Genomic DNA, 12483 nt, shown 5'->3' with positions numbered 1-12483 from the left:
AATTTGGCGTGGTTGAGGCGGTCGCCACACTTGGCCTGGGAAAGGTCGACCACCGACACGCCATAGCTGGCGAGGTCGGCAGCGTTGCCGTAGTCGCCGACGCGCGGCTTGTCGCCCGAGATCAGGGACGAGAGCTTGAGAGCCCGGTCATCCGCCGAGAGCAGGATGGCGAATGGCTTGTCGGGTTTGCCGTAGCGGATCATCTGCTTCTTGAAGACGTCGACGTCGATGTCGGGCGAGGCCAGGATGACATAGCCGAGCTTGCCGCCGAGATCGCGGTCGCCGGTGATGGCAAGCTGGCGCAGCGCTTCCATGGTCACCCAGGTTCCCATCGAATGGGCGATGATGTCGATGCTCTTGACCTTGGTCTTGGCCAGCATCCGGAGCGTCGCCTCGAGGTCGTCGCGCGCCGCGTTGGCGCTTTCCTTGTCGTAGATGTAACCCGTGGTCTTGCCGCTCGAAGCCCATGAGAACAGCACCGGGGTGCCGGGATATTTCGTGTCGTGCGCGATCTGCGTCAACCGGTAGATGCCGTCGTCAAAACCGTTGTTGAAGCCGTGCACGAAAACCAGCGCACGGTCGCCGCGCATGGCGATGTCGGCGCCGACCGCCTTGGCGAATTGCGGCGCGCCTTCATAGAAGGTGACATCCTTGGCGGTGAAATCCTTGGCCGGATTGCTGTTTGCGGATCCCTTGGCCCGCTCGATGGCGCCGACCTGATGGCTTTTGGGAACAGTGACGTCGACACGGGCAAAGCTGGTGGTCAGCGAGCGATCGCCATCGTAGACCTGTCGTGGATCCTTGGTTGCCCTCTGGCGGGTGGTGGCGACGAAGATTTCATGCGTGGCCGCGATGTCGGAAGCGGGCACCGAGACCGTCGTCCTGTTGAGCAGGTCGTGCGTTTTCCCGCCAGCGCAGCCGGTGACAGCGAGCGCCAATGCAACGACGAGGTAGCTCTTCGAACGCACGGTCACACGCAGGCTCCCGCAAAAGGGGACGTCAAACGCGTGACGTCGCTGGCTATTCCGATAAGGCCAGAGACCGGCGCGGTCCAGTTCAAAGTGAATCCATACGTCCTCCGCGATGCCGGGCAGGCATGGCGAGAACCGCGGGACCGCACCTATTGGCCAAGCAGGCTGATGCGGTCGGTGACGTCACGGTCGCTGGCAAAGCCGTCATCCTCGCGCAGCCGCTGGCCGATCATCTTCACCAGCGTCGGATTGTCGGCGAACTTCGTATGGTTGAAGCTATCCGATCCCTTGACCTTGGACAGGTCGACGACCGTCACGCCATAAGAGGCAAGATCGGCGGCATCCTTGTAGTCGCCGACGCGCGGCCGTGAACCGGCGATCAGGCCGGAGAGCCGCAGCGCCCGGTCGTCGTCCGACAACAGCAGGATGAACGGCTTGTCGGGCTTGCCATAGCGCCGCATCTGGCTCTTGAAGACGTCGACATCGATGTCGGGCGAGGCCAGCACCACGTCGCCGAGCTTGCCACCGAGATCGCGATCGCCGGTGATGGCCATCTGGCGCAGCGTTTCCATGGTGACCCAGGTTCCGAGCGAATGCGCGACGATGTCGATGCGCCGCGCGCCGGACTGCTCCAGCATCCTGAGCGTCACCTCCAGCTGGTCGCGGGCAGCGCTGGCGCTTTCCTTGTCATAGACATAGTCGGTGGTCCTGGCGCCCGATGCCCAGGAAAACAGCACGGGCGTGCCGGGATAGCCGGAATCATGGACGATCTGGGTCAGGCGATAGACGGCGGCATCGAAGCCGGTGTTGTAGCCATGCACGAAGACCATGACGCGGCCGCCACGCGCCGCGATGTCGGCGTTGAGCGCGCTGGAGAATTTCGGCTGCGTGTCGTAGCCGACGACCTCGGAAGCCATGAAATATTTCGCCGGGTCGTCCGACTTGCCGCGCGAGCGGCGCTCGATCTGACCGGTCTTGTGCAGCCCCGGAACGGTGACGTTGACGCGGGCATAGTTCAGCGTCGCCGAGCGTTCGCCGTCGAAAACCTTGTTGGGGTCGTCGGACTTCTTGCGCGTCGTGGCGATGAAGATCGAATGGTTGCCGGCGATCTCCGTCACCGGCGCGGACACCATGGCGCTGCCCAGCAATTCCTGTGTTTGCTGGCCGGCGCAGCCGGCGACGAACAAGGCCAGGACAACGGTAAAAATCTTCTTCAAAGGCACGCCTGAATTTCCAACTCCGGCCGAAAGGCCTGTCTATCCTCACGATACCTCCCGGACAGGCAGAGTGCGGCAGAACTAAGTCCTGTCGAGTCGAAATGTGATCGGCGCCCCGCTGCGGCCATCGCAGTGTTGCGCGAAAGCCAAAATGGCGGGAAACGGCTGCGTGATGCGTGCAATGAGCGGCGTCGCCGCCGGTTCTCCAATTCCCGCAGAGATAGCGATTTCAAGCCGCTCGATACGAGGGGGCATTAGAATGCACCCACAAGTAGCTGGAAATATTCGGCAAAATTTCCGCTCGGAACGACACGCATGATGGACGATGGCGCCACGTAGCCGGATATGCAATAGGCTGGCTCGCGCCACACCTTGTCCCGGCGCTCAACAACCGAATGCGCGCGACCCGATCAATCATAGAGATCCGCGGACAGCGTGCAACGCAAGGTGGCTCCCAAGGGTGGTTTCCGATGAACAGTTTTTCTTCCCGCGTTGCTGCCGCTGCCGCCGCGATCCGACAGATCTTCCCTGAAACGCCGCTGCAGGAAAACGATTATCTGTCGAAAAAGACCGGTGCGCGGGTGCTGTTGAAGCGCGAGGATCTGTCGCCGGTCCGGTCCTACAAGATCCGTGGCGCCTTCAACTTCTTCCGCAAGACGCTCGCGGCGGGCAATGAGGCTGAACTTTTCGTCTGCGCGTCCGCCGGCAATCACGCGCAGGGCTTTGCTTTCGTCTGCCGCCATTTCGGCAGGCGAGGCGTCGTGTTCATGCCGGTGACGACGCCGCAGCAGAAGATCGACAAGACCAGGCTGTTCGGCGGCGATTTCATCGAGATCAGGCTGGTCGGCGATTTCTTCGACGACTGCTATCGCGCTGCCCTGGAATTCACCGACAGTTCCGGCGCCCATATGGTGCCGCCCTTCGATCACAAGGACATCATCGAGGGCCAGGCAACCGTCGCCTACGAGATCGCGGACCAGATGCCGGGCGCCCGCATGCCCGATATCGTCATGCTTCCGGTCGGCGGTGGCGGACTTGCCGCGGGCGTCACCCACTATTTCGCCGATCAGGGCAGGGAAGCACGCTTCGTCTTCTGCGAACCGGCTGGCGCGCCGAGCCTGCGCGAGAGCCTCGCGGCAGGAAAACGGCTCAAGCTCGCCAAGGTCGACAATTTCGTCGATGGCGCCGCGGTGGCCGAGATCGGCCGCGAGCCGTTGCGCCATCTCAAGGATTTTCCGGCCGACACGGTGCGGCTGATCCCGGAAAACCGGCTCTGCGCCACCATGATCGAAATGCTCAACGTCGAAGGCGTCGTGCTGGAGCCGGCCGGCGCGCTGGCGATCGATGCGCTGAAGGATTTCTCCAAGAAGGAGATCAGGGGCAAGACCATCGTCGCCGTGGTTTCGGGCGGCAATTTTGATTTCGAGCGGCTGCCGGACGTCAAGGAACGGGCGTTGCGCTTTGAGGGTCTGAAGAAATACTTCATCATCCGTTTTCCGCAGCGGCCAGGCGCGCTGCGCGACTTCCTCGAACTGCTCGGGCCCGACGACGACATCGCCCGTTTCGAATACCTGAAGAAATCAGCGCGCAATTTCGGTTCGGTGCTGATCGGCATCGAAACCAGGGACCGCCGCAATTTCGATCTGCTCAAGGCGAAGTTCGAGGCCGAGGGCGTCCAGTATCAGGACATCACCGACAACGAGACACTGGCCGGGTTCATCATATGAGCGGCAAGGAGGGAGGAAAAATCTTCGTCGCGCTGTTTTCCGGCATCAATGTCGGCGGCAACCGCATCGTCAAGATGGCGGAGCTGCGGTCGTTCTTCGAGGATCTCGGCTTTTCCGACGTCGCCACCTATGTGCAGAGCGGCAATGCCGTGTTCCGGGCGAAGAAGGGCGACGCGGTGGCACTGGCAAAACAGCTCGAAGCAGCCTTCGAGAAGAAATGGGGGTTCCATTCGCGCATCATGGTGCGCGATCTCTCCTGGTTCGAGCGGCTGGTGAGCGAAAATCCCTATCCGGAAGTTGCCGCGGACCACACGAAGCTGCACGCCTATGTGCTGGAGCGCGGGCCGACAGCGGACGAGGTGGCGCGGCTGACCGAAAAGTGCACCGGCCCCGAACGCTTCGAGATCAAGGGCGATGTGCTCTACCTCAGCGCACCGGACGGGCTGGGCAAATCGGTGTTTGCCGGGCTGATCCCGCGCACGCTGAAAGTGCCGGGCACCGCGCGCAATTGGCGCTCGGTGCAGGCGCTGCTGGAGATAGCTGCTCGGGCCGATGGAAAGTAGGCGGCTTATGCCGCCGGAGCTGGCTTCCAGTCGAAGGTCAGTTCTTCGCGGAAAGCAAAGCGCTTGATGTGATCGGCGACAACGCTTTCCAGGCGCTCGATCGATCCTGCTTCGTCAGTCGACACCGTGATATGCAGCGTCGCCGCATCGGCATCCATGACGGTACGGCCCATCGAGAGATCGATGGTGCCATGGGTGGGATCGAACTCGACCGGGAATTTGTGCGCCCAGTGTTTGCACAGCTGCTGCAGGTAGCGGCTGGCATGTTCGGTGGCGACGTCGGCATGGCTGGTCGGCATGAATTCTCCTGGGCAAGCGCCTGTTGCGTGGCCGGGCACCGGCCCAAGCCGGGCGCCTCAGCCAGACAGATAGGCGCCGCCCCCGAAAAACCAAACGGTGCCGGGCCGTCAGCCTGGCATTGTCCGCTCAAGACAGCGTGATCGGCTACCAACTTCCGGTGTTCGCCATCGAAGCCCAGGGCTCCGCCTTGGCCTTGGCCGGGCCTTTCTGCAGAAGCTCGATCGAGATGCCGTCCGGCGACTTGACGAAAGCCATGTTGCCGTCGCGCGGCGGCCGGTTGATGATGACGCCATTGTCCATCAGATGCTGGCAGGTGGCGTAGATGTCGTCGACCTCATAGGCGAGGTGGCCGAAATTGCGCCCGCCCTTGTAGTCTTCCGGATCCCAATTGTAGGTCAGTTCGACCAGCGGTGCCTTGTCGGCGATGCCGCTTTGCTCGTCTTCGGAGGCCGCGAGGAAGATCAGCGTGAAGCGGCCCTGCTCGTTTTCGTAGCGGCGCACTTCCTTGAGGCCGAGCTTGTTGCAGTAGAAGTCGAGCGAGGCATCGACGTCGGCGACGCGGATCATGGTGTGCAGATAGCGCATGTGATTTCCTCGATAAATTGCGTTGCGGCGCAACATAGGGTCGGCCCTGCCAAAGGGCAATCGTGCGGCGGTGCGCAATGCTGGCAAAGAACAAATCCGGTATTGCCCCAATGAACCGTGAAAAAAGGCACGGCAGGTCTTGCACACACCGGAAGCCGCGGTGTTAATCTGTTGGCAAGAATCAGTTGCGGTGTTCTTGAAAAGAGGGGGCATTCTTATGGGGGAAAAGGCCTCTTTGACGGGGCGGGACGGACCCCTCGGCGACGCCTTGCAGCGTGACGAAGGCGGCGATGCAGCGGACTTGCTCGAAATAGCCGGCGCCATCAAATGGTTCGACGTGGCCAAGGGCTACGGTTTCATTCTGCCGGATGACGGCATTTCGGGCGACATCCTCCTCCATGTGACATGTCTTCGAAGGGACGGCTTCCAGACGGCCCTGGAGGGCGCACGCGTGGTCTGCCTCGTCAAGCATGGCGACCGCGGATTGCAGGCCTTCCGGGTGCTCTCCATGGACGTCACCACCGCGGTCCACCCGGCCGAGATGCAGGAGCAGCGCACCCACGTCGCGGTGACGCCGGAGAGCGGTCTCGAACGCGCCTTGGTGAAATGGTTCAACCGCACCAAGGGGTTTGGTTTTCTCACCCGTGGCGAGGGCACCGAGGACATCTTCGTCCACATGGAGACCTTGCGCCGTTACGGTATCACCGAGCTTCGGCCCGGGCAGGTCGTGCTGGTTCGTTTCGGGCGCGGCGACAAAGGCCTTATGGCCGCCGAAATTCACCCCGATATGGGGACCTTGCCGGTCTCGCACTAGGGCGTTTTCCGGCCGAGGATCTCGAATGGCTTACAGGAACTGGCTGACCGCAGGCGCGATGTGCGCGATTGCTGTCGTCGCCGCCGCCGGTGGTTACTTCTATTCCGAAAAGCCGACCTCGGCGGACAGCCAGGCAATGATCCTTCCGGCCGATCCGGCGCCACTGGTCGTGGTGACGAAAGGCGGGGATCGCTCTTTTTCCATCGAAATCGCCGACACCGCCGCGGAGCGCGAGGCCGGTTTGATGTATCGCCAGGACATGGCGGACGACCACGGCATGCTGTTCGTCTTCGAGGTCCAGCAGCAGGTCGGCTTCTGGATGCACAACACCCCGATGCCGCTTGATCTGATCTTTGTCGGCCAGGATGGCAAGATCCGGGCGGTCAAGCACGGCGAGCCGCAATCAGACGCCGTCATTTCGCCCGGCGTACCGGTGCGCTTCGTGCTTGAACTCAAGGCAGGCACCGCCGCCAGGAACGGCATCGAGTATGGCGACCTGTTACGCCATCCGGCGGTGGGCACGGTGTCCGGCCCGGGCATGCCGCCCGCCGACAATGGCGATGCACCCAGTGGCGGTGGCGGTTGAGTGCGCAAGCGGGGTCGCTGATGCAGTTTTTCACCCATGACGGCTTCGATCTTGCTTTCCTCGACCGCCAGCCGGAATCGGGCGACGGCGATCCGGTGCTGATGATCCATGGCTTCGCCTCGAGCCATTATGTCAACTGGGTGTCGCCCGGCTGGTTCAAGACGCTGAACGATGCCGGCTACCGCGCCATCGCCTTCGACAATCGCGGCCACGGCGCGTCGTCGAAGAGTTATGAGGAGGCCGACTACACGCCGGTCAAGATGGCCTCCGATGCGGCTGCCTTGCTCAGCCATCTCGGCATCGAGCGCGCCCATGTCATGGGTTATTCGATGGGCGCCCGCATCGCGGCGTTCATGGCGCTGTCCGATCCGGACAAGGTGGCGACGCTGGTCTTCGGCGGCCTCGGCATCGGCATGATCGACGGTGTCGGCGATTGGGATCCTATTGCAGCGGCCCTGCTTGCCGAAGATCCAGCCGCGACCACCCATCCGCGCGGCCGGTCGTTTCGCGCCTTCGCCGACCAGACCCGCAGCGATCGCCGGGCCTTGGCAGCTTGCATCGCCAAATCGCGGGAACTGCTGAGCGAGCAGGATATCGCCCGCATCGCCCAGCCGACGCTGGTCGCAGTCGGCACGACGGACGACATTGGCGGTTCGCCCGATGAGCTTGCAGCGTTGATGCCGAACGCCAGCGCCTTTCATATCGAGGGCCGGGACCATATGCTGGCCGTCGGGGACAAGACCTTCAAGCAGCGCGTGCTGGAGTTCTATGCCGAAAATCCGCTCTGAGCGGACGGCGAGGGGAGCGGGCAACAGTGCCACAATGGGACGAGGCGCGGCCGTGGTGCCGGGTGTGGTCGCACAAAGCAGGCTCGGCAAATGTTCAGTTATACTGGCATTGTCGGCGTTCCCGGCAGGCGCATTTGCCATAACCATCGTGGTGGCGATGCCGGGCGACGCCTCGAAACTTGCGCAGAACATCGCCACCGGCTTCTTCATAGCGGTGTTCTAATCACTGCTGGCGCATATCACCGGCGCGGTTTTCGACGTGATGGCGCTGGTGCGTTCAAACGACAGCCGCGCTCTTGGCGTTCTGGGGATCATCCTCAACGTGCTGTCGGTGATGGCAAGCCTAGCCATTCTGGCGATGCTGGCATCGACAATAGGCGCTTTACCTGATTGCCCCTAGCTGTTTGTGAGGGCCTGCAATGACCGCGTCATGTTTTCCCTGGCCTGCGGTTCGCAGCGCTGGCGAAACTCTTGCGTGTGGAAGATGTGCGGGCGGGCGAGGAAGTTCTTCAAGACCGCACTGCGTCCGGCTCGCCACATCGGCTCCTCCACCCAGTGATACTCGCGCCGCACGGCGCGCTCATAGGCGTCGAAGGCGTCCGGTGCGGCTCCCAGAATCGACAAGTCCATATCCAGAAAAAGACTTGCGTCCCGTGTGGCCGTCGCGTCGTCGAACGGCGGCACCTGGTGCGTGGCGGTGGCGACGATCATTGCCGAGATGCGGTTGAGGCGTGAAGGATCTGAGCGGCCCGCCAGCTTTTTTTCGGCAAGGGCGGCACTTTGCGCCTCATTGTCCTTGGCCTTGCTGTCATAGATGGCATCGTGGAACCAGATCGCCGCTTCGATCGCCTCGGGATCGGCGAGCAATCCTCGATAGTCGCCAGCGAGTGCCAGCATCGCCTCGATATGGGTAAGGTTGTGGTAGTGGCGGCCCTGTGCCCGGTAGAGCCCTGAGAGCTCGCTTTTCAGCGCGTCGTCGATCAAGGGTTCGTTTTCCATGGTTGCTTGAATTCCCGCGAACCAAATCCATTTGACAAAGCACTAAGGAAAATTGAGTTCAATCGTGCTATCATGTGGCTTATATGTGCGGCCAGGCAACAGGCAAGCACAACAGGCAAGCCAGGCAGGACGCAGGACGAGACGGCGATGAACAGCATCAGCATTTCCCGACACAGCGCATTGAAGCCGGTCGATCCGATCTGGCGTTCGATCCGCGACGAGGCCATGGAGGCTGTCAACCGCGACCCGCTGCTCGCTGCATTCCTCTATTCGACCATCCTCAACCAGGACAGCCTGGAAGAAGCAGTCATTCATCGGCTGGCCGAGCGGCTGGCGCACCAGGACATCGGCTCCGATCTCATCCGCCAGACGTTCAAGTCCATGCTGGCCGACGACAAGGACTGGCCGACGACGGTGCGTGTCGACATCCAGGCCTATTACGATCGCGATCCGGCTTGCGACCGCTTCATCATGCCTGTGCTCTATTTCAAGGGTTTCCACGCTATCCAGACCCATCGGCTGGCGCATTGGCTGTGGAACCAGGGGCGCAAGGATTTTGCGCTCTATCTGCAGAGCCGCTCGTCCTCGGTCTTCCAGACCGACATCAACCCGGCCGCCCGCATCGGCAAGGGCATCTTCATCGACCACGCCACCGGCCTCGTCGTCGGCGAGACCGCGGTCATCGAGGACGATGTGTCGATCCTGCATGGCGTGACGCTGGGCGGCACCGGCAAGGCCGGTGGCGACCGCCATCCCAAGATCCGCTACGGCGTGCTGATCGGCGCCGGCGCCAAGATCCTCGGCAACATCGAAATCGGCCATTGCTCGAAGATAGCGGCCGGCTCGGTGGTGCTGTCGCCTGTGCCGCATAATAAGACAGTTGCCGGCGTGCCGGCCCGCGTCGTCGGTGAGACCGGCTGCGATCAGCCGTCGCGCCAGATGGACCAGCTTCTGCCGTCGCAGACGATGGATCAGGTCGTCAGTTTCGACATCTGATTTTCACGGCGCCGCCGTCTACTGTCGAATTCCGGCCGCGGGCAGGAGCGGGCGGTTGTCTCGCCTTATCAGGCCGCTTGCCTTTACATCGCCATTGTCGACGTGCCAGAAGCGCGTTCGAACGAGCAAGCCCGATGATCGGAGAAGACTGTTGAAGCCGGACGAAATCAGAAAGCTGGACGCCTATTTCAAGCGCGTCTTCCAAAACCCCAAGCTTGAGGTCAAGGCGCGGCCGCGCAAGGACGATTCGGCCGAGGTCTATGTCGGCGACGAATTCCTCGGCATCGTCTTCAAGGACGAGGACGACGGCGATTACAATTTTTCGATGGCGATTCTCGACATCGATCTGGCCTGAGCCAGCAAATCTTGCGGTCGGTCGGCTCCATGCGGCCGGCCAGCCGGTTCCCTTGAAGCGTTCTTAGCGTCCCGCCTTCAGAACGCGCCCGGCTCCAGTGGCGATTGCCGCGTCGAGCGCCTGCCAATCGCCCAGAAACTCCCTTGGGAAGCGATAGGTGAGGCTGAGTTCGTCGCCGACCTGAATGTCGCGCTCGCAAGGCGCCAGCGATTGCTCGGCACTCGGCCCGCTCAGGCAACGGGCCACGAACGGCTCCTTGCCGGGCCGATTGCCGACAACCAGCACCTCGTTCAGATAGCCTGATTTCTCGTTGAAACCATAGATCATCGTGCCGCCAGGTCCGGCAATGCCGGGTCGGGTGATCAACGCGCTGTAGATCGGCGCGAAGCGGCCACTCATGTCACGCGACATCATCTGCTGTTCGAAGGACAGGAAGACGATGTTCTTGGTTGTCCCTGTATGGTTGAAATCGTCGCGCGCGGCCTCGCTGTAGCCGTCCATCTGGGGATAGCGCAGATAGAGGTCGAGCCGCGAGGCGATGCCGTCGCGCCGGGCCTGGGCGAAACGGATGGCGCTGGCCGGGACAGCGATGACATTGTTGCCGATCACCACCTGGTGGACCGTTGCGTCGTCGGTGTATCCGGCCATGGCGATCGAGTGGCCGAACCATTTGCCGCCAAGGCTGATCGCCACCGACAACAGGGCGAGCGCCGCGAACCCGTAGAGCACCCGCTTCATCAGTGTGGAATCGACCACGGTAAGTTCGTTGGCGAGCGCTGCCTGCTTCATCTCAGTCCTCGGATCTCGGGCCGCCCGTCCGCCTCCAGTGTCCCTGGGCGGCACACATCGCACGGCACGGCTCTTGCAGCCTGCATGGAACGACTGTGCAATTTCATGGTAAATGGAAAGTTAAGATGGGACCGCTGGAACTCACACTCTTTGCTTTTGCCGTCGGGTTGACGGCCTGTGGGCTGGCCGGATCGGCTATGGAGCTGGCGTCGGGCCGCAAGGTCGCCTTCACCGAACCCTATGTGTCGCCGTCACATGTCTTGCGCTCGCTGCTCGCCACGGCCTGTGCCGGACCCTTCATGCTGGTCAACGATGCCATCGATGCCCGGCGTCAGCACCGCATTTCAACGTTGGCGCTGATGTCCTGCGGCTGCACGGCAATTGCGTGGACCTTGGCGCTGGGCGTCGTCGTGCTTGCCATTGCCTCATGGATGGTCCGTCTCCTAGGGTCCGAGATGCCAGGCTGAGACGATTCGGAGACCAGAAATGCCGCTCTATGCGATCGATGGAACAGAGCCCAGCTTCGCCGATGCGGGTTCGAACTGGATCGCACCCGATGCGACGCTGATCGGCGACGTCAGGGTCGGACGCAATGCCGGCTTCTGGTTCGGCGCCGTCATCCGCGGCGACAATGAGCCCATCGTCATCGGTGCCGACACCAATGTGCAGGAACATACGGTCATGCACACCGATCCCGGTTTCCCGCTGACGATCGGGGAAGGCTGCACGATCGGCCACCGCGCCTTGCTGCATGGCTGCACGATCGGCGACAACAGCCTGATCGGCATGGGTGCCATCGTGCTGAACGGCGCGAAAATCGGCAGGAATTGCCTGGTCGGCGCCGGTGCGCTGGTCACCGAAGGCAAGGAATTCCCGGACAATTCGCTGATCGTCGGTTCGCCCGCCAAGGCGATCAGGGTGCTGGACGACGCGGCCGTGGCCAGGTTGCGCGGCTCGGCGGCGCACTATGTCGCCAACGGCAAGCGCTTCAAGGCGGGGTTGAAGCAGGTCTGAGACCAGCCTGGCATTTGCAGGCGATGGTTTTCATCGCGCCCCAATTCACTGTCCATCAGAGCTGCGCCCGGCCATCGCATCGCGCAGCAAGGAAGCACCGGCTTCAAAGCCGGCAAGCTCGGCTTCCTCGATCGCTGTCCTGTAGTCATCGATGCGGGTCTCAAGCGCCGGGTCGGCGCCCGCCGCCAAAAGCAGACGGATCGCATCGACACTGCCGATTGCCACCGAATAGTGAAGCGGCGTCCAATCGTTCACACCCCGCATGTTGGGGTCAGCACCGCCTTCGATCAATGCCCGCACTATGTCCAGCCTGTCGGCCCGGTCGGTGGACAGCGCCGCAATGATGGACGGAAACCCGCCGTGATCCTGATAATTCGGATCCGAGCCGGCACCCAGCAAGCTCGAGATGAAGCCGACGGGGCTCCAATAGATCGCATATTCCAGCGGGTGCCCGAGGCCGAGCTCGAACGGCATGCGTTCGTCGAACCAGCGGGAAGAGCCGCCCAACGCCACGCCGAGGCCCTCGAAGTCGCCGGCCTTGAAGGCATCGTCGATAGCCTTGAACAGGCGATGGCGCTCGCATCGATCTTCCGGGACTTCCAACATCGCTGTGATCCAGAAGGCGAAACCATCGGCCTATAGTGCCCCGATCTTCCGGGCGTGGGAAGGCGGGACGATTCGACTGAATGAGATTGGGATCTTCCAGCCTACCGCAGGCTGATTGGTTTTCGAACGGGCTTCCGCCAGAAATGGCGGGGCAGGCCCGGGGACGGGGCGGG

General features: G+C 62.4%; 17 protein-coding genes. 10 read left to right on the top strand and 7 right to left on the bottom strand.

All coding sequences use genetic code 11. The features are described from left to right. Window positions 1-974 (bottom strand): alpha/beta hydrolase (locus tag EN943_RS28040; protein ID WP_127415471.1); only part of this gene is annotated, 974 nt, incomplete at its 3' end. Between the two features lie 146 nt (window positions 975-1120). Then, on the bottom strand, window positions 1121-2194 hold the full coding sequence (locus EN943_RS28035) for an alpha/beta hydrolase (protein WP_013531324.1): 1074 nt from the start codon (window positions 2192-2194) through the stop codon (window positions 1121-1123). A gap of 464 nt (window positions 2195-2658) precedes the next feature. Here EN943_RS28035 and ilvA point away from each other — a divergent pair, with 464 nt between their 5' ends. Both ilvA and EN943_RS28025 read left to right on the top strand, forming a co-directional pair. Then, window positions 2659-3915, top strand: a complete 1257-nt coding sequence (ilvA, locus tag EN943_RS28030) for a threonine ammonia-lyase IlvA (protein WP_024503866.1) — start codon at window positions 2659-2661, stop codon at window positions 3913-3915. Continuing rightward, complete coding sequence (locus tag EN943_RS28025; protein ID WP_127415470.1) at window positions 3912-4478, top strand: DUF1697 domain-containing protein; 567 nt, start codon at window positions 3912-3914, stop codon at window positions 4476-4478. Before ilvA ends, EN943_RS28025 begins: the two co-directional genes overlap by 4 nt. 5 nt (window positions 4479-4483) lie before the next feature. On the opposite strand, the gene EN943_RS28020 is transcribed toward EN943_RS28025, so the two are convergent. Both EN943_RS28020 and gloA read right to left on the bottom strand, forming a co-directional pair. After that, on the bottom strand, window positions 4484-4777 hold the full coding sequence (locus EN943_RS28020) for a DUF2218 domain-containing protein (protein ID WP_127415469.1): 294 nt from the start codon (window positions 4775-4777) through the stop codon (window positions 4484-4486). 145 nt (window positions 4778-4922) lie between these two features. Next, a complete protein-coding gene (gene gloA / locus EN943_RS28015; RefSeq protein ID WP_027039177.1) occupies window positions 4923-5363 on the bottom strand; it encodes a lactoylglutathione lyase in 441 nt (146 codons plus the stop codon). A gap of 217 nt (window positions 5364-5580) precedes the next feature. On the opposite strand from gloA, the gene EN943_RS28010 reads away from it, so the two are divergent. Genes EN943_RS28010 through EN943_RS27995 form a run of 4 tightly spaced genes read left to right on the top strand, consistent with a single transcriptional unit; the run spans window position 5581 to window position 7774 of the window. After that, window positions 5581-6177: a cold-shock protein gene (locus tag EN943_RS28010; RefSeq protein WP_032901396.1), complete on the top strand. Its 597-nt coding sequence runs from the start codon at window positions 5581-5583 to the stop codon at window positions 6175-6177. Window positions 6178-6202: 25 nt separating this feature from the next. Beyond that, window positions 6203-6763, top strand: a complete 561-nt coding sequence (locus EN943_RS28005; RefSeq protein WP_127415468.1) for a DUF192 domain-containing protein — start codon at window positions 6203-6205, stop codon at window positions 6761-6763. 20 nt (window positions 6764-6783) lie between these two features. Continuing rightward, complete coding sequence (locus EN943_RS28000; RefSeq protein ID WP_164778414.1) at window positions 6784-7551, top strand: alpha/beta hydrolase; 768 nt, start codon at window positions 6784-6786, stop codon at window positions 7549-7551. 34 nt (window positions 7552-7585) lie between these two features. After that, the gene (locus tag EN943_RS27995; protein ID WP_127415466.1) at window positions 7586-7774 is read left to right on the top strand and encodes a hypothetical protein; all 189 of its coding nucleotides are present in this window, start codon (window positions 7586-7588) and stop codon (window positions 7772-7774) included. 173 nt (window positions 7775-7947) lie between these two features. Here EN943_RS27995 and EN943_RS27990 read toward each other — a convergent pair whose 3' ends face one another. Further along, window positions 7948-8550, bottom strand: a complete 603-nt coding sequence (locus tag EN943_RS27990) for a hypothetical protein (protein WP_127415465.1) — start codon at window positions 8548-8550, stop codon at window positions 7948-7950. 147 nt (window positions 8551-8697) lie between these two features. Here EN943_RS27990 and cysE point away from each other — a divergent pair, with 147 nt between their 5' ends. Together cysE and EN943_RS27980 are read left to right on the top strand one after the other, a co-directional pair. Continuing rightward, on the top strand, window positions 8698-9546 hold the full coding sequence (gene cysE / locus EN943_RS27985; protein ID WP_127415464.1) for a serine O-acetyltransferase: 849 nt from the start codon (window positions 8698-8700) through the stop codon (window positions 9544-9546). Window positions 9547-9697: 151 nt separating this feature from the next. Continuing rightward, a complete protein-coding gene (locus tag EN943_RS27980) occupies window positions 9698-9901 on the top strand; it encodes a DUF3126 family protein (RefSeq protein WP_013531334.1) in 204 nt (67 codons plus the stop codon). Between the two features lie 63 nt (window positions 9902-9964). On the opposite strand, the gene EN943_RS27975 is transcribed toward EN943_RS27980, so the two are convergent. Next, window positions 9965-10690, bottom strand: coding sequence for a hypothetical protein (locus EN943_RS27975; RefSeq protein WP_127415463.1), 726 nt, complete (start codon window positions 10688-10690; stop codon window positions 9965-9967). Between the two features lie 125 nt (window positions 10691-10815). Here EN943_RS27975 and EN943_RS27970 point away from each other — a divergent pair, with 125 nt between their 5' ends. Further along, window positions 10816-11157 carry a hypothetical protein gene (locus EN943_RS27970; protein ID WP_127415462.1) on the top strand — a complete coding sequence of 114 codons (342 nt, stop codon included), beginning with the start codon at window positions 10816-10818 and terminating at the stop codon, window positions 11155-11157. A 19-nt stretch (window positions 11158-11176) separates the two neighbouring features. Then, window positions 11177-11704, top strand: a complete 528-nt coding sequence (locus tag EN943_RS27965) for a gamma carbonic anhydrase family protein (protein WP_127415461.1) — start codon at window positions 11177-11179, stop codon at window positions 11702-11704. Between the two features lie 45 nt (window positions 11705-11749). Here the strand turns inward: EN943_RS27965 and EN943_RS27960 are convergent, their stop codons facing one another. Continuing rightward, on the bottom strand, window positions 11750-12310 hold the full coding sequence (locus EN943_RS27960) for an ankyrin repeat domain-containing protein (protein WP_127415460.1): 561 nt from the start codon (window positions 12308-12310) through the stop codon (window positions 11750-11752). Between the last annotated feature and the right edge of the window lie 173 nt (window positions 12311-12483).

It is taken from the genome of Mesorhizobium sp. M7A.F.Ca.US.006.01.1.1 (assembly GCF_003997935.1).
Classification (GTDB): Bacteria; Pseudomonadota; Alphaproteobacteria; order Rhizobiales; family Rhizobiaceae; genus Mesorhizobium.
The sequence above is the reverse complement of the archived record's forward strand: the minus strand, read 5'-3'. Positions and strand labels throughout refer to the sequence as shown.